Below are 15,645 nucleotides of genomic sequence, written 5' to 3'. Positions count from 1 at the left end.
CGGCTGGGGCGGCAGCTGTGATCGCCGCCGCTTCACCCGTTTTCTGCTTCGCCCGTCTTCTGCTTCGCCCGCTTCGCCGCCTCGCGCCACCTCGCCTTAAGTCGACACAAGTTCCGGTCAGGCCGACACGGTGCCGTAAAGCCGGTCGCCGGCGTCGCCCAGACCGGGCACGATGTAACCGTGCTCGTTGAGCCGCTCGTCGATGGCGGCGGTGACGATCGTCACCGGCACCGGGAGGTCCGTCAGGGCCTCCGACACCGCGGCGATGCCCTCGGGCGCGGCGAGCAAGCACACGGCGGTCACCGACGCCGCACCCCGGTCGGCCAGCAGCTTGATCGCGGCGATCAGGGTGCCGCCGGTGGCGAGCATCGGGTCCAGCAGGTAGCACTGACGGCCGGTGAGGTCCTCCGGCAGGCGGGTGGCGTAGGTGGAGGCCTGGAGGGTGTCCTCGTTCCGGACCATGCCCAGGAAGCCGACCTCGGCGGTGGGCAGCAGGCGCACCATCCCGTCCAGCATGCCCAGCCCCGCGCGCAGCACCGGCACCACCAGATGGCGCGGGCCGCTGAACGTGACGCCCTGGGCCTCCGCCACGGGCGTGACCACCGTCACCGGCTCCACCTGCGCGTTGCGGGTGGCCTCGTACGCGAGCAGGGTCACCAGCTCGTCGGCGAGGGCCCGGAAGGTGGGGGTGTCGGTGCGCGCGTCACGCAGCACGGTCAGCTTGTGCGCGACGAGCGGATGGTCGACGGCATGAATGGAGACGGTCGGCATGGGCAAACGGTATCGGACGTGCAGGACCGGTGCACCGGTAAGTACTGGACAAGCACGTACGGTGACAAGGTAACCTCTCAAAAAGGTCAAAACCCCCGTCGGCCCGACGCGGCCGGCGGTCTTACGGAAGGCGGTGACCAGCCGATGCCCGCAGACCAGCCGCCGCCCCAGAGCGAGGTGGCGCGGGAGGCGCGAGACCGCAGACGCCGTCGCGAGAACTTCCTCGCCGACCTGGCCGAAGCCCAGCGCCTGCGTGAGCGCGTAGCCCCCCGACGCGCCCGGATGGCCCGGTTGAGACAGCAGCAACTCCTGCGGACGTTCTTCTACTAGACCTACGACTCGACGACCTTTTCAGCGCCGCCGCCCTCCCACGTGAGGGCGGCGGCGCCGTCGGTTGTGGGGGTGACTGATGACGTCACCGATGGCAGTGGGGTCATTGCGGATGGTGATGCCGCCTGACGAGCTGTGATCTCAACCACTCTCGGCTCACTCCTGCTCCCCTCCGCTCCCGCCCCCATCCATCAGACTGGACACATGACGACGCCCACCACGCGCCCCTACGAACCCTGGATGCGCCTGGCCCTGGCCGAAGCCGAAGAAGCCGCCGCCCACGGCGACGTCCCGATCGGCGCCGTCATCCTCGACCCCAGCGGCACCGTCATCGGCCGCGGCCACAACACCCGCGAATCCGAAGGCGACCCCACCGGCCACGCCGAGATCGTCGCCATCCGAGCGGCCGCCCGAACCCTCCAAGCCCGCACCCCCACCACCCCCAAGGACTGGCGCCTCACCGACTGCACCCTGGTCGTCACCCTCGAACCCTGCACGATGTGCGCGGGCGCCATCGTCCTCTCCCGCCTCACCCGCGTCGTCTTCGGCGCCTGGGACCCCAAAGCCGGCGCCGCGGGCTCCCTCTGGGACGCCCTCCGCGACCCCCGCCTCAACCACCGCCCCGAAGTCGTCCCCGGCGTCCTCGAACCCGCCTGCCACGCCGCCCTCGACCGCTTCTTCGCCCCCCACCGCGAAAAGTGACCGGACCACCCCAGCCGATCGGGTAAGGTGTTCCACGGTGATGTGTCCGAGCGGCCTAAGGAGCACGCCTCGAAAGCGTGTGAGGTGCAAGCCTCCGTGGGTTCAAATCCCACCGTCACCGCTCACTGCGAGCCCCTGACCTGCGGAAACGAAGGGCAGGGGCTCGTTTCTTTGAGCCATCGGGCAAGGTGACCCCTCCGAGGTTGCCTTCCGGGTTGCGTTTGCGCGCTCGGGAGGATCGGAGTCTTGCAGGCCGCGGCGGGCAGCTACACCGCCTACCGCGTCGTCAAGAGCGTGCGTGGTGGAGCCCCCGGGAGGCGTGTGTCGGCCCTGCCGTCCCGCTGGCAGCACCCTTAGTACGGCAGCCGGACTTTGAGATGTGGCCTGTGGCTCATTCCCACGAGATGAGTAGTCGTTCGAGTTCGGCGGCAGCGTGTTCGGGATCTTCGGTAGTGAGGATCATGGCTGGCGCGTCCTTGTAGGGCTTGCCAGACCACACGTTGTAGCTGCTCGGCGATTCGAGGGAGATGAAGGCTGGGGCGTGTCTGACGCCGGGTTCCCAGGAACGTGGCCCGGTACTCAGGCACAGTCGGGCGTGGCTGGTGAACGGGTGCAGCCGGCGTAGCGTGGTGGCGTTGACGGCGGTGACCAGCGCGGTGAGGATCGGCGGCGGCCAGGTGCGGTCGTTGTCGCAGCTGGCGTCGAAGTCGCGGGCGGCTTGAAGTTGCCAGTCCCAGGATTGCTGTAGTACCTCATCCACGGGTTTATCGTCCCTTCAGCGAGCCGGTTCGGGAAGGGTGGCGTGGGCCGGGTGGTGCGGCTGGTGGCCGTGTCTGCTGCCGTCGGTAGTGGCAGTCACGGGCTCGCAGCTGGTGGCGGCGGCGCCATGCGGACCATTCCCAGCGGTGCTGGTTGAGGTGGGTGGGTGTGAACAGCAACGCCGCGAGCAGGTGCGCGGCCTCGTTGCGTGTGAGTGGGATCATCCCGATGTCCTCTGCCGGGGCGGGCTGCTCGGCGGCCAACACTGCCAGGAAGGCGTGGGCGAGCATGGCCAGCACGGTCCAGCGGCACCATGAGGTGTAGATGCGGACCTGGTGCTGGTCCAACGCAGTGAGGCCCTTTCCGGTTTGGAAGGCTTCTTCCACCCGCCACCGGGTCCCGGCTACCCGCACCAGTTCGGCTAGCGCGGCGGGAGTAGGGGTCCAGCAGCGGTAGTACGCCAGCTCACCGGTAGTCCGGTTGCGCCGGATGAGCAGGTAGCGCTCCCCGCCGGCCAACGAGGTCTCTTCCAGACGCAGATATGCCCATTGATACCAGCGTTGTCCCTTCGAGCCGTGCCCTGCCGAGCGCAACTGCCAGGATTCCTCCGGCAGACTGGTGGCCAGCACTGCGGCACCGACCGGGCCGGTGGCCAGTTGGACGGTTGCGGTGCTGGCTACGGCCAGCACGTAGCTGGTGCCGAACTGCTCAAGCCCTGCACGAAGTCGCGGGTCGTTGCCGTAGACCTCATCGCCGGCGACGAAGCCCGGCACCGCCCCAGCGGCCACCGTGCGTTGCACGATACGCAGCGCCAGCGCTGGCTTGGTAGCGAACACCAGGTCGGCTGGCAGCCCCGCGGCGGCGCACCGGGCCGGGTCGGCTGTCCACGACTTCGGGACGTACAGCTCTCGGTCGACGAACGCCGCACCACATCGGCCAGCCCACACCGCATAGACCGCAACTTGCGCGTTCTCGATCCGCCCCGCGGTGCCGGTGTACTGCCGCTGCACACCGACGGTGTGAATACCCTTCTTCACATCTCCGGTCTCATCGAGCACCAGCACCGCGCCATCGCGGCCCAGACGGTCGACCACCAACGTCCGGAGGTCGTCGCGGACACCGTCGTGGTCCCACACCGACTGCGCCCGCAGGTGCTGGAAGGCGTCCGGGCTGCGGTAGCCGGCATGTTCAGCCAGTGTCCAGCAGTTGGCCTGCGGCAGTCCCGCCATCAAGGCGCGAAGGAACGCCGTAGCGTGCCGCCGCGGCTCCACGCGCGGGAACCTCCCGGCGATGGCAGCGCTGAGCTCGGCAAATCGGTCCCGACAGACGTCCAGGTCTATGCTTGCGGCTGCAGCCGTCGTGGGCGAATCAGTCTTCACACAATTGATCATCCACGGCGGCTCACCGCGTCCGGCCAACCACTCCCGTCTCACAGGTAACAACGTCCGGCTGCCGTATTAGGTGCAGGGCCCGCACCTCTTACCATCGTTTGACGACCCTGATATTGCTCGCGCTGTTAGATGAACACCAAGGTTCTACCGCGCTCCCAGAGCAGCGCCGAGCGGAACGCTGTGTCGAATCCTTCTGCGGTCTCTGCTGTCAGATGGATCGCCAGCCGGCGTGGGCTTCTCGGAACCGCGATCACGTATTCGATCGGCCGAGCGGTTGCTGGGTTGCGCTCATTGCGTTGGCCTACCTCCCCAGGCGCGTTTGTCATGTGCCGGATATGCGGGGTTCGGAGGCGGCGAAGGCTGGTAATCCACTGCATCCAGCCGCTGCTGTAGATCTCGGGCGATCGCGGACAACCACTCTTCATGCGACAGTCCGGGTGGCGGGACCACCTCGACGCCGAGCTTTGAGGTCGCCATATCAAGGAACTTTTCGTCGGAGCCCATGGCAAGCAGTTCGTTGATCTCGAACACGGTAGCGGCTGCCTCGTCGTGCGATTTCGTGGCGAAATAGTCCGCGAGGACGGCTTCCTCATCCAGCGTGCCGTCGGGGCCAGGGTGCTCGTAGCTTACGTCTTGGTGGTAGTAGCCTCCGAGTAGTGTGGACAAGTTGGGCAACCGCTCCCGCCATTCCCATGAGGTCTCTGGCTTGCCGACCACGGCCCGTTCGCCAGCTTCGGTAAAGGCGACCAGGTGCGGGATCATCATCCTCAGACAATCCTCCCGGGTTCTGCCGTCCGGAGCGAGTATAGGCATCATCGAGGCCATTTCTGACATGACCTCCGGGTCATCCAAGCCACGCTTCAGCGTATCGAGGATCTCGGCGGTGGCCCTAAAGGCTCGGCCCGGATAGAAGATGGCCATCCGCAAGTATGAGCGCATCGCCTTCGAGGGTGAGTCAGGCGTGTCGGTGAACCGTTCCTGGCGCTGCACGGATGAATAGGCGTCGAGGAGGAGCCTCAGCTCCGGAAGCCTCTCCGCCCACGGGGCGTCGTCATCGAAAATGTCAGGCTGTGTCATCGTCAAGACCTTATATTGTCGCTGCGTGCGTCAAGGTTTTGGGAGCCACGTTGGTGCCAGGTCACCAGAAGGATGGCTAGTGAGTATATAGTACCCATTCGGCGCGTTCGGGTCGGCTTTAATAACCACCTTGGCACCCATCACCGGCTGAGGCGGAAGGCCATTCGCCCAATCGGACCTGGAGAGCGAGCGGCCAGTTACCTGGTCGAGGTTCGTCACTTCGAAGGGCTGTTTATCACCAGGCTTCGCAGTCCGCAGCCACTTGATGATATCCGGACGCCGCTTGTCGACCACCATTTGGGCGAATCTCTCTTCGTCCTCATAAGTCTCGTACGTCGACACAGCGTTCGGTCTCGGATCATTTTTGAGCCGATCGGCAAGTGCATCGTTGCTTTGCCCGACGTGCTTCCCGTAGCTGTGGCCGCCGTACTCTTCATCTCCCCCCGGATCAGCGTTGCGGAGTTTCGGCGGCTGCGGCCCGTTCCGTTTGTTTCGCGGCCAGGAACTGTAGTCGCCGTTGGCCATCGCGGCCATCCAGTCGTGCAAGCCCTTGGCGGCCAGACCACCGCCGGCGACTATGAGCCCACCTGACAGGGCGGCCGCCGGGACACCGAGCAGGGCTCCGACCCCTGTCAGGTCGAGCGCTATGCCGCCGATCTCGCCGCCGGTCCCCGCGACCATCATCAGCAGCCCGGCGACAGTCTCGGCGATGCCGAGAAGGGACTGTGGGCTGAACAGCGACTTGAGGATGTCGTCGAGTTCGTAGGCCATACCTTCGACGAAATGTCCCACCGACGACAGGACATCGTCGGCAGTCGACAGGACGTCGGCGGCGACGTGTTGCCACCAATGCTTGTTGTGGATGCCATCGGACTGTGCGTGGTGCAGGGCCCTCGCGCAGTCCTTGGCCGCGGAGATGCGGTCGTCGTGGGCCTGCTTGGCCTGTGCGCTCAGAGCGTCGAGCTTGCCTTTGGCGGCGTCCAGGTTCTTCTGCGCGGTGTCGTGCGCGGTCTGGGCATCGGTGACGGCCTGCTGGTTCGGGTTCACCACCTGGTTCTGCTGTGCGGTCTTCAGATCGGACGCGGCGCTGTTCGCCGTGATGGTGGCGCGTTGCAGATCGGCGTGGGTGTCTTGTGCCTGACGCAGCGCGCTGTCGGCCTTGTTCTGTGCGGCCAGCAGCTTCGGGGCGTAGGCGGACAGGGCGTCGGAAGCCTCGCTGTAGGACGTGTAGAGCTTCTGCAACCGGCCAGGTAGCGGACCGAAGTTACTCTTGAACGTGTCGGCCGTCTGGCCGACCCACTGCAGAGCCGCCGCATCTCCTCCGAAGGAGTTCAGGCTCCGATACGCCGACTCGACATCGTGGGCGAAGTCCCCGAACTGCTTCGCCAAGGCCTCAACCGACTCCACCACACCGGGCGTCGGATCCCCATCCAGACCCAGAACATCCCAACCTGACGGGCGCCCCATCGCCTGTCCTCCCCGTATATCGACTTCTCGCGCCGACCGGCGGCAAGACCCGCGATCCCCCTGACCGGTTTGTGGAGTCTACCCCAGTAACGCAGTACCCTGATAGCTTTTGAGCGTGCAGCACTGGCTGCGCATGATCTCCGGGAACGGCCTCTGTAGTTGCATTCCGGGTTGCATTCCGCGGTCCACGCGCTCGTCGCGGCTTGTGGGTTACCGGGTCGCTGACGGTGTTCTGTCCGCAGTTCACAAAGGCCTCGCCGACGATGGCGCTGAGTTCGATCTCGCTGAACCCGCCGCACAGATCCAGCGACGTCGCTGCGCCGTCCGCCGCCGCTGGGGACGGTGCCGAAGTGCTCCTGGCCATGCTGGCCGTCGAGGTGGCGGTGCTGGGCGCGGTGGAGGTCGGTGCCCTACTCGCACCGCGTGTGACAGAGCTCGAAGAGGCCATAGCCGGCGGCTGCGAGATCAAGTGCGAACGAAAGGACGGCGAGGGCGGAGGCGGGGCGGCGTGGGTCCATGCGCACCAACGAACCAGCCCCGCCAGCCGTCCCCCCTTGAGTGGCGGCTACTCGAGTCCGCGTCAGTGGCCGTTGACCTGAGACGTCCAGGGTGCGCCGCCGCTGATCGCCGTCCCGGCCTGCTGCACCGCAGCCGGCGGGACCACGCTCGGGCCGCCGAACACCAGGACCGTGTGCACCGAGGCCGCTCGGCGCAGGTAGTCGGCCTCGGCCGCGGGGAAGCCCGGCTCGCCGTCAGCAAGGAGGAGCGGCCCGCCGTACTCGGCGGTCATCGCGCCGCCGGACAGCGCGTCGGGCCAGTTCCAGCCGGTGGCCAGGCCGACGGTGAGCGGCCGGTTGAACAGGTTCGCGACCTTCATAGCGGTGTCGAAGCGGTCGGTCCCGGCCAAGGGCACGACGGCTGCGGCCAGCGTCGGCATCGTGCGTGCGGCCGCGAGGCCCTGTCCGCCGACGCCGTAGACGGTCTGCGCCGACGGGTTGACGCCGGCCAGGTAGTCGCGGGTGGCCTGGGGCAGGGTGCGGTCGTCGGAAAGGATCACGACGCCGTTGCCGTGTGCCACCGCGGCCGGCGCGGCGGCCAGCGCGTCGGGGAAGTTGCGGCCGGTCGCGACCATGACGACGGGCGGATGCGGTGCGGCCTCGCGGGCCACCGCCACCGCTGTGGCGAACCGGTCCGGGCCCTGCAGCCGGTGCGGCACGAATCCGAGGGCTGAGATCTGGCTCTCGTAGTTCGGGCTCAGCGCTGAGACGCCGCCGAGCAGGTACACCGGTGCGCCGGGACGCAGAATCCTGTGAAGCTCGTCACGCACCGCCGGATCGAGCCCCGCCGTCGGCGACAGCAGCAGCGGGCCGGAGCGGGTCGCGGCCAGCGCGGAGCCGCCAAGCGCGTCGGCGAACAGGTCGGAGCGGGACAGCACCGCGGCCAGGGCGACGTGCCGCGAGGCGGGGTCCCCGGCGGCGCCGAACGAGACCTTCGAGGCGGCCACCGAGGTACCGACTCGGTCGTCGCCGTATATGCGGTCGACGACGTAGGGCTGGACCGGCGGGCCCGGCGGGCCGGCCGGCGCTGAGGGCTGCCACGCCGGCGACGCCGACGCGAACAGCGCCGGGGTCCCGGAGACGTCCACCGCCGTGCCGCCGCCGGCCGGGACCACCTCCACCACCGGTACCGCCGCGGCCGTGTGCCACGTGAACGCGATCTTCGTCCCGTCCGGCGACCACTGCGGCGCGCTGTGCGTGCCGGGCCCGCTGGTCGTCCAGCTCGGCCTCAGCGTCGGCGGGTCTGTCACCGGATACACCGCCAGCTGAACGACGCCGCCGATGGTCTCCGTCGTCACGAACTTGCTTCCGTCCGGGCTCAGCGAGACGCCGCCGGCGGTGCCCGAGATGCCGGGCAGCAGCGTGGTCGGCGTCGCCGTCGAGGGTGCGGTGCCAGGCCCGTCGGTCATGACGTCGAAGCGGAGGTTGGGGCTGGTGCCGGACTGGCGCTCGAAGACCAGCCGGCCGTTGCTCGCGATGTCGGGATAGACGTCGTCCGACCCGGCCGGCGGCGCGGGCAGGGCGGCGGGCGCGGCCGAGGCGTCCGCGGGCACTGAGTAGATGCCGTAGTGCCCCGATCTCACGGACCGCGAGAAGTAGATGGTCCGGCCGTCCGGCGTCCAGCACGGCATGATGTCGACGACGCCGGCGGCCTGCGACAGCCGCACCGGCCCGCTGCCGTCTGCGGCGGCCACCCACAGCGACGAGTCCGACGCCGCCGTGTACGCGATGCGCGTCCCGTCCGGCGAATAGCGCAGCAGCGACGTCTCAGCGATCATCGGCGCGGGGTCGAGCGCGAGCGCCGCCCGGCCCGTCCCGTCGGCCGCCGCATGGTAGGCCGAACCGGGCCCGGCGCTGGTCGGCTGGCCGAGGAAGGTGATCCCGGTGACGCCCGGGGCGCTGGTCTGCGCGTGGGCTCCCACGCTGGGGACGAAGAAAGTGGCGCCGAGGGCGAGCGCACCGAGCAGGCGGAGCAGCGGCCGTTCCACGCCGCGTGCGGAGACATTCATGGCGACAGCATCGTGCGCACCGGCGGCCTGGAGCTTGAGTAGCCGCTACTCAAATGTCACCGGCCCTATCCCCAGCGTGCCCGGGGACTCGACGAGACCTCGCCGCCTCCAGCCGAAGCCGGCGTATGAGAGGCCTTGTCCGGAAAGGCGAGGAGGGCGCGGTCGACGACGCGGTGAAGTTCTTCCCGAGAGACGCCGGCCGCAGCCTGGACGGCGAGCCCGGCCGATACGGTGCTCACATATTTGGCCAGGTCGGCAGCGTCCTCAGAGGCCGGCAGGCCGCCGTCCGCGATCGCGCGTGCGAAACGGTCTGCGAACCGCCGTTCGCCATCGGCGCGCCGGTCGGCGAGGTATCGGACGACGCGATCGTCGTCGGGGCCCGCCGAAAGTCCCCCCTGAATCGACAGGCACCCCGCGGGCTTGCCAGGCGTCGTTACGGCGTCCGCGTTGGAGCGAAGATAGCGGCTGACGGTCTCATAGGCCGTCGGCGCCGAGAGTGCGTCGTCCACGTATGCCATGTCGACACGTGCGTACCGTTCGACGGCAGCCTTGAACGTCTGCTCCTTGTTGCCGAACGCGCTGTAGAGGCTCGGCCTGCTGATGCCCATGGCCTCGGTCAAGTCGCTCAGGCTGGTGCCGCCGTATCCCTGCTTCCAGAACACGTCGATCGCCTTGTCGAGTGCGTCGTCCAGGTCGAACTCGCGCGGCCTGCCTCGTTGCGTCATAACCGTCCCTCCTTCCGGAACCCATTTCCTGCCTCTCTATTTTTGCACCGGTCGGTACAGAATTAGAGCGCAATTCACCCGAAACCTCTGGTCAAATTTTTGTACCAACCGGTACATTGTTCGAACGCGATGACCAGGCTTCGGCAGTACACGCGCCCGGAGCGGATGCGCGCGAACTGCCTTGGTGACACCACGGCGATGACGCCGCCCGGCCACCGCTGTGAATGCCACTGCGATGTCCTGCAGCGACTAGGCCAATCGCGCCATCCGCAGGCACGCTGCAAGCAGGGCAAGCAGGGCAAGCAGGGCAAGCAGGCTAATGCAGGCTTGCCTGAACCAGGTTCAACTGTCTTCTGGCGGTTTTGCTACCTGGCGTGACGCGGCTTCCACCGTGCGGGCGCCGCTGCTGCGTGGCGGATGGTGGCCATCAGCCACATCACCACTGTCGCGGCCATGAGAGCGGCAAGAGCCGTGCTGCTCCCGGTCACGATCGCGATGACGCCGCTGACGAGCGCAACCACACCTAGCAGGGATGCCACGGCCAGATAGAGCTTGCTGCCGTGCATCAGGTCCTCGAATCCGGGCACCACCGCCATGGCCGAAGCAGCGAAGCCCACAGCGAGGATGATCGCCGCGGCCGCTCGGGTGCCTCCCGTACCGGGCAGCACCACATCGGTGACCTTCAGCAGATAGATCACACCGCCTGCGGCCACGAGCCCCGTGGCGGCGATGTCCTTCTTCGGCAGGTGCATCGTCTCCTCCTTCCCGCTGATCGCAGCACGGGATCACTGATGCCTGCGCAACTCCCGTTCGACGTCCTCATGGGTCACCTCGCGGCGGAAGAACAGGTCCCAGGCGGACAGGAGCAGGAACACGCCCCACGCCCCCAGGACCCAGCCCGGCCAGAAGTAGCCCCGGCCGGTAATCGCCCAGACCACGATGAGGAAGGCGTTGATCACGACGTACGCCACCAGGTCCGCACGGTATTTCCGTTTCTTCTCGACCCGTGTCTTCGCCCGGTCGTACTCCGTTGACGTTTCGGGTTGGCTCATGTCGTCACCCTCTTCCAGGTGCTACTCCCTTCCATCTTTGTGCCGCCGCGGCAAGCTGCGGAGGGTCATTGGTCCCGGGTTGACTCGCCATCGGTCCTCCACCGGCGGAGCAGGTGTCTTGCCAGACGAGTCGTCGGCCCATGCTTGGCAGCCCATCAGCCGAACTGAGGCGGCAGCTCGCTGAGTGCGGCACTCATCGAAGCGATCGTTCACGCGGCCGACCCCGGCCGGCCCGAAAGCAACGGCAGTCTCCACATCACCCGGGGACACACTGCCCAGCGTGCCTGGCGGTGGGAGCGCTCGTCGCAGCTCACCATCGGTCACCCGGACAGATGCCGATTCATCGCCGGCTCGCGCATGGCGCTGCGACACACAAGACCTCTCATCACCGCGCTACCTCGAAGTGACCGAATCAAAGTGTTCAATGCGATTCGTCATTATTTGCCATCGTTCGCCCTGATTATGCATCCCATCGCGGGGCTGCGGGGCGGCGTGCTGTGAGGAGAGGCGAACTCACGTATGAGTACTCGTACCCGTGGACAAAGTGATCTGTCGTGGCATCGGGTGAGCCATCATCGGCCCGTAGTCGTGTTCAACCAGGGCCAGGCCGGCGGGACGGCCTCGGCTCGTGATGTCGTTGCGCCCGTTCCAGCCGGCTCGGGTGGACGGCGTCGCGGGCGCGCCGCGGGGCTGGTCGCGGTGAGCAGCGTGCTGCTGTCCGGTATGGCGCTGCCGGCTGCCACGGCTCCGCCGGCCGCCGCGCTGGCCAGGGCCGTACCGGTGCCGGCGCAGGGGGCTGATCCGTCGCAGACCTTCACCTTCACCGGAGCTGCGCAGACCCTGACCGTTCCGGCGGGATCGGTGGTCACGATCACCGCAGACGGTGCCGGTGGCGCCGACAATACCGGCACCGCCTGTTCCGCCACGGGGACGGGCGGGGCGGGGGCGCAGGTCGTCACCACTCTGCCGCCGACCACCGCGGCGACGACCTTCACCATCCGCGTCGGAGGGACCGGCGGCAAAGGCTGCACCGGCAACGGGACGGGCGGCGTCGGCGGCTTCAACGGCGGCGCCCCGGGCGGAGGCTTCCCGCTCACCGGCTTCAAGTGGGAAGGCCCGGGCGGGGGCGGGGCCTCGAGCATCAGCACGGGTGGCACCCTCCTGGTGGTCGCCGGCGGCGGTGGCGCCGCCGGCGGCACCGGCGGGAGCTCCGCGGGCGGCAGCGGAGGCCTCGGCGGGACGCCGGACGCCACCGGCGGTACTGCAGGAAGCGCCACCGGCCAAGGATCGCCAGGGCAGGGCGGGGGCGGCGGCAGCACTAGCACCAGCACCGCGGGTGCCGGCGGAGCAGCCGGTTCCGTTGCATCTTGCAGCGTCTCGAACGGCCTGCAGGGCAACGGGTTCTCAGGCGACACAGTCGGTGCCGGTGGCGCCGGGGGCAGCTTCGACGGCGGCTGCGCCGCCACCGCCATTGGTGGTGGTGGCGGCGGCGGAGGTGGGTACTTCGCCGGCGGGGGCGGCGGCAGCGGCGCAGTCAACGCCTCAGGCACCACGGGGAGCGGGGGCGGTGGTGGTGGAGGCAGCAGCTTCGCCACCGCTTCGGGAACCAGCACGACCTTCGCACGCTCGACGATCGGGACGGCGAACCACAACGGCCAGGTGACCATCTCCTACGTGCTCCCGGCCACCAGCACGAGCCTGACTTCCGCCCCGAACCCCTCGTTCTTCGGCCAGGCGGTGACACTGACCGCGACAGTGACAGGCGCCTACAACACCCCGACCGGCACGGTCACGTTCACCAATGGCACCACCACCCTGTGCGCCAACGCGGCGCTCAACAACAGCGGCGTCGCGACCTGCACCACCAGCGCGCTGCCCCTCGGCAGCGACACCGTGACCGCGACGTACAGCGGCGATGCGAACAACGCGCCAAGCTACGGCAGCACACAGCAGACCGTAAACACCACCACCACCGCCCTCACCGCCGCCCCGGCCACCGCCAGCCTCATCCGCGCCGGCATCGGCGGCGTGCAGGTCTCCGGCCTGTCCGCCACCCTGACCAACAAGATCACCGGAGACCCGATCCCCGGACAGACCATCACCTTCGCCAGCCGGGTGGGCAACCAGCCACTGTGCACCGCCGTCACCAACGTCAACGGCACTGCCAGTTGCACCGCCACCTTCAACAACGGTTTCGCCGGCAACATCCTGGCCATCGACAACCTCGTCATCTTCGGCTACACCGCCACCTACACCGCCACCCCCGGCTACACCAGTTCCACTGCCAACGCCCGCATCACACTCCGCACAGCCTGACCGAGCACAACTGCACAACTGCACGACAAGGCGGGGGCGGGCACGGCGGCATCCGCTACGCCCGCCCCGCCGACACCGCACGCCGGTCGGAGCCGATCCCACGACCCAGAGCCCGGTCGGCATCGTCGACGCCAGCGGCAAGGTACAGGGGAACCCGCACCTCGTCTCGCGGTGCACCCGCGCGGTCCGTGAATTCGAACGGGATGTCGAGCGGCGTGAAGCGCACGAATCACACGCCGACTCCGGATGGTCGTCCAGCGGGTGCGCTGGTCCGGCAGGCTTGCTTGGCTGCTTCTATCGCTTGGTGGTCGGCGTTTGTCGGAAGGACTTCTCCGATGCCCGTGGACGACGCAGTCCTCAACTCCCTGACGACGCCGGACGAGGTGTCGGTCGGGGACCGAAGAATGGTGTTCGACGGCGGCATGCCCACTCGGGGAGGTGCTGATGACGCTTACGCCCACATAGACCGCACAGCCGCCTTCGACGCGTTTGTGCAGGGGCTGCCAGCGGTGTCGTTGTGGGCGATCCGCAAGGGGTTCGTCGAGGCCGGGGTTCAGGACGGCGACGTGTTCCTCACCTCCGGGCTGCTGGACTGCCGATCGCTGTTGCTCACCGCGAACTGCGACACGGTCTACTTCATTACGTTTCTGGACCTGTCCGACGGCCCGGTCCTGGTCGATGTGCCATCGGACGTGCTCGGCGCGGCCGACGACATGTGGTGGCGGTGGGTCACCGACTTCGGTGTCCCCGGTCCGGACCGGGGGACAGGTGGGCGGTATCTGTTCGCCGGGCCTGGCTATGAAGGGACCCTGCCGGAAGGCGGGGTGTTCGTCGCGCGGTCCCGCACCAACCGCGTGGCGTTGTTCGGCCGGGCCTTTCTCGAGGACGACGATCCGGCACCGGTCGTGGACCGGATCAAAGACGAGCTGAAGATCACGCCCTACACGCCGGGCGGCCTCGGCAGCTCGATCGCCTCCTTCCTCGACGGCGAGTGCCCGCTCGGTCAGCTCGGGAAGCCGAGTACTCCCCGGTTCGTGGAGGGGACCGGCCTGGCGGTCAACACCTGTCCTCCGTCCGATCCGGACGCCTTCTACCGACTACTCGACGAGGCCGTGCAGGCCGAGCCGGCTTCCGCCCTCGATCCGGAGGTGGCGGCGCCCATCGCCGCCGTGGGGATCGTCAAGGACCGGCCGTTCTCCCCGGACGAGCGCATGGCCGCCATCCTCACCGAGGCCGGCGCGGCGGCGAACGCGTGCGTGCGGGCCGTGGCGATGCGGCCTCGGCCGGCCGAGGGCTTCCACTTCTATCCCGACACCGGCTCGAACTGGATCTCACCGCTGTTCGCCGGCGGCTATTCGTTCCAGACTCCCCCGCCGTCGGTCACCGAAGAGGGCGTCAAGCCGTTCCCCGATCCCGGCGCCAAGAAGACCCTGGCCCGCGCCTCGTTCTTCTACGTGGCAACCGTGGTCAGCCCGGCGATGTGCATGAACCTGTCGGGCATCGGGTCGCAGTACCTCGGGGCGACGATGGATTCGGGTCAGCGGACGCTGCACGGGGGATCCACGTACCGGGTGAGGCTGCCTGCTGGAATCCCGGCCGGGAAGTTCTGGTCGTTGACCGCGTACGACACCCAGACCCGCTCCATGGTCGTCACCGATCAGCTGTTCCCGCGTGCCGGCTCCCAGGCGTACCCGACACCGGCCGCGGTCGCGGACGCCGACGGCTCGATCACTGTGTGGTTCGGGCCGGTCAAACCCGACGGCGTCACGGACGGCAACTGGATCCAGACCGATCCGGACCGCGCGTGGTTCGCGCTCCTGCGGTTCTACAGCCCGCTTCCGGCCTTCTTCGACAAGAGCTGGCGGCCCGGGGAGGTCGAGCTCATCGACGGCGAGGAGGCGTGACATGTCCGAGGCTCTCAGCCCGGGGATCCCGGAATCGGTGCTGAACGCGGTCTCGATGCCGGACAAGGTGTCGTCGCCTTTGGGTGAACTCGTCTTCTTCGACAGGTTGCCGGACGACGCCACCGTCACGACTCGGCGGCCCGGCGAGATCGAACCGCACGCGGGCTGACCCGGCGACGGGACGGAGGCGGGCCGATGGGGGCGCCGCAATCGGTGCGATGCCCGGCTCGGCGGTCTGCGTCGCGAGCAACCCGCTGCCCCTGATCATTCTGGTCCTGATGCCGACGACGCTCGCTGCGCCGACCCTGACCCGAAGCTGACCCATCGCGGCGCCGCTGGAGAGCGAAGCATGCGGTACGTACCGGGTCGCACCCGTCGGCTGATTGCTGCGGTCCGCAGCCAGCCGACGGGCCGCTGATTACAGAGCTAGTCATAGTCTTGATTTAAAAAGACAAGCTCATATTCCTATGATTGACGGCTCTGCGGCGTGTCGCCGAATCCCAACGGGGTTGATCACGAAACTGGGATCGGCCAGCTATCGAAACGGCACCGACCGCATCCATATCCGTCTGGCGTCGGTCGCCC

14 protein-coding genes and 1 tRNA gene are annotated in these 15,645 nt (G+C 68.1%); 6 read left to right on the top strand and 9 right to left on the bottom strand.

Annotation, left to right across the window (positions count from 1 at the left end):
* Positions 1-117: 117 nt before the first annotated feature.
* The gene (upp, locus tag ABD466_RS30585) at positions 118-771 is read right to left on the bottom strand and encodes a uracil phosphoribosyltransferase (protein WP_344660677.1); all 654 of its coding nucleotides are present in this window, start codon (positions 769-771) and stop codon (positions 118-120) included.
* A 144-nt stretch (positions 772-915) separates the two neighbouring features.
* Here upp and ABD466_RS30580 point away from each other — a divergent pair, with 144 nt between their 5' ends.
* From ABD466_RS30580 to ABD466_RS30570, 3 genes are all read left to right on the top strand, one after another.
* A complete protein-coding gene (locus ABD466_RS30580; RefSeq protein ID WP_344660676.1) occupies positions 916-1,101 on the top strand; it encodes a hypothetical protein in 186 nt (61 codons plus the stop codon).
* A gap of 204 nt (positions 1,102-1,305) precedes the next feature.
* Positions 1,306-1,803 (top strand): tRNA adenosine(34) deaminase TadA, encoded by a 498-nt coding sequence (gene tadA, locus ABD466_RS30575; RefSeq protein WP_344660675.1) that lies wholly within the window; start codon positions 1,306-1,308, stop codon positions 1,801-1,803.
* A 36-nt stretch (positions 1,804-1,839) separates the two neighbouring features.
* A tRNA-Ser gene (locus ABD466_RS30570) sits at positions 1,840-1,924 on the top strand.
* A 270-nt stretch (positions 1,925-2,194) separates the two neighbouring features.
* Here ABD466_RS30570 and ABD466_RS30565 read toward each other — a convergent pair.
* The 8 genes from ABD466_RS30565 to ABD466_RS30530 form a co-directional block, all read right to left on the bottom strand.
* Positions 2,195-2,563 (bottom strand): DUF6193 family natural product biosynthesis protein, encoded by a 369-nt coding sequence (locus tag ABD466_RS30565; protein ID WP_344660674.1) that lies wholly within the window; start codon positions 2,561-2,563, stop codon positions 2,195-2,197.
* Between the two features lie 4 nt (positions 2,564-2,567).
* Positions 2,568-3,896, bottom strand: a complete 1,329-nt coding sequence (locus tag ABD466_RS30560; RefSeq protein ID WP_344660720.1) for an IS701 family transposase — start codon at positions 3,894-3,896, stop codon at positions 2,568-2,570.
* 345 nt (positions 3,897-4,241) lie between these two features.
* Positions 4,242-5,030, bottom strand: a complete 789-nt coding sequence (locus ABD466_RS30555; RefSeq protein ID WP_344660673.1) for a contact-dependent growth inhibition system immunity protein — start codon at positions 5,028-5,030, stop codon at positions 4,242-4,244.
* Between the two features lie 30 nt (positions 5,031-5,060).
* On the bottom strand, positions 5,061-6,497 hold the full coding sequence (locus ABD466_RS30550) for an RNase A-like domain-containing protein (RefSeq protein WP_344660672.1): 1,437 nt from the start codon (positions 6,495-6,497) through the stop codon (positions 5,061-5,063).
* 580 nt (positions 6,498-7,077) lie between these two features.
* Positions 7,078-9,063, bottom strand: coding sequence for a cell wall-binding repeat-containing protein (locus tag ABD466_RS30545; protein ID WP_344660671.1), 1,986 nt, complete (start codon positions 9,061-9,063; stop codon positions 7,078-7,080).
* 65 nt (positions 9,064-9,128) lie between these two features.
* On the bottom strand, positions 9,129-9,788 hold the full coding sequence (locus ABD466_RS30540) for a TetR/AcrR family transcriptional regulator (protein ID WP_344660670.1): 660 nt from the start codon (positions 9,786-9,788) through the stop codon (positions 9,129-9,131).
* Positions 9,789-10,153: 365 nt separating this feature from the next.
* Positions 10,154-10,540 carry a hypothetical protein gene (locus ABD466_RS30535; protein ID WP_344660669.1) on the bottom strand — a complete coding sequence of 129 codons (387 nt, stop codon included), beginning with the start codon at positions 10,538-10,540 and terminating at the stop codon, positions 10,154-10,156.
* A gap of 33 nt (positions 10,541-10,573) precedes the next feature.
* Positions 10,574-10,840 (bottom strand): 2TM domain-containing protein, encoded by a 267-nt coding sequence (locus ABD466_RS30530; RefSeq protein ID WP_344660668.1) that lies wholly within the window; start codon positions 10,838-10,840, stop codon positions 10,574-10,576.
* Between the two features lie 699 nt (positions 10,841-11,539).
* Here ABD466_RS30530 and ABD466_RS30525 point away from each other — a divergent pair.
* The 3 genes from ABD466_RS30525 (at position 11,540) to ABD466_RS30510 (ending at position 15,229) form a co-directional block, all read left to right on the top strand.
* Positions 11,540-13,156, top strand: a complete 1,617-nt coding sequence (locus ABD466_RS30525) for an Ig-like domain-containing protein (protein ID WP_344660667.1) — start codon at positions 11,540-11,542, stop codon at positions 13,154-13,156.
* A 335-nt stretch (positions 13,157-13,491) separates the two neighbouring features.
* Positions 13,492-15,060 (top strand): DUF1254 domain-containing protein, encoded by a 1,569-nt coding sequence (locus tag ABD466_RS44510; RefSeq protein ID WP_425558789.1) that lies wholly within the window; start codon positions 13,492-13,494, stop codon positions 15,058-15,060.
* Position 15,061: 1 nt separating this feature from the next.
* Complete coding sequence (locus ABD466_RS30510) at positions 15,062-15,229, top strand: hypothetical protein (RefSeq protein WP_344660666.1); 168 nt, start codon at positions 15,062-15,064, stop codon at positions 15,227-15,229.
* The last annotated feature ends 416 nt before the right edge of the window (positions 15,230-15,645 follow it).

The organism is Catenulispora subtropica (genome assembly GCF_039531675.1).
Taxonomy (GTDB): domain Bacteria; phylum Actinomycetota; class Actinomycetes; order Streptomycetales; family Catenulisporaceae; genus Catenulispora; species Catenulispora subtropica.
Note: the sequence above shows the minus strand (reverse complement) of the source record. Positions and strands in the feature narration are given on the sequence as shown.

Coding starts and splice junctions, on each gene's coding strand:
- upp (WP_344660677.1), bottom strand. CDS start 771: ATGCCGACCGTCTCCATTCATGCCGTCGACCATCCGCTCGTCGCGCAC.
- ABD466_RS30530 (WP_344660668.1), bottom strand. CDS start 10,840: ATGAGCCAACCCGAAACGTCAACGGAGTACGACCGGGCGAAGACACGG.
- ABD466_RS30555 (WP_344660673.1), bottom strand. CDS start 5,030: ATGACACAGCCTGACATTTTCGATGACGACGCCCCGTGGGCGGAGAGG.
- ABD466_RS30540 (WP_344660670.1), bottom strand. CDS start 9,788: ATGACGCAACGAGGCAGGCCGCGCGAGTTCGACCTGGACGACGCACTC.
- ABD466_RS30550 (WP_344660672.1), bottom strand. CDS start 6,497: ATGGGGCGCCCGTCAGGTTGGGATGTTCTGGGTCTGGATGGGGATCCG.
- ABD466_RS30545 (WP_344660671.1), bottom strand. CDS start 9,063: ATGAATGTCTCCGCACGCGGCGTGGAACGGCCGCTGCTCCGCCTGCTC.
- ABD466_RS44510 (WP_425558789.1), top strand. CDS start 13,492: ATGCCCGTGGACGACGCAGTCCTCAACTCCCTGACGACGCCGGACGAG.
- tadA (WP_344660675.1), top strand. CDS start 1,306: ATGACGACGCCCACCACGCGCCCCTACGAACCCTGGATGCGCCTGGCC.
- ABD466_RS30580 (WP_344660676.1), top strand. CDS start 916: ATGCCCGCAGACCAGCCGCCGCCCCAGAGCGAGGTGGCGCGGGAGGCG.
- ABD466_RS30510 (WP_344660666.1), top strand. CDS start 15,062: ATGTCCGAGGCTCTCAGCCCGGGGATCCCGGAATCGGTGCTGAACGCG.
- ABD466_RS30535 (WP_344660669.1), bottom strand. CDS start 10,540: ATGCACCTGCCGAAGAAGGACATCGCCGCCACGGGGCTCGTGGCCGCA.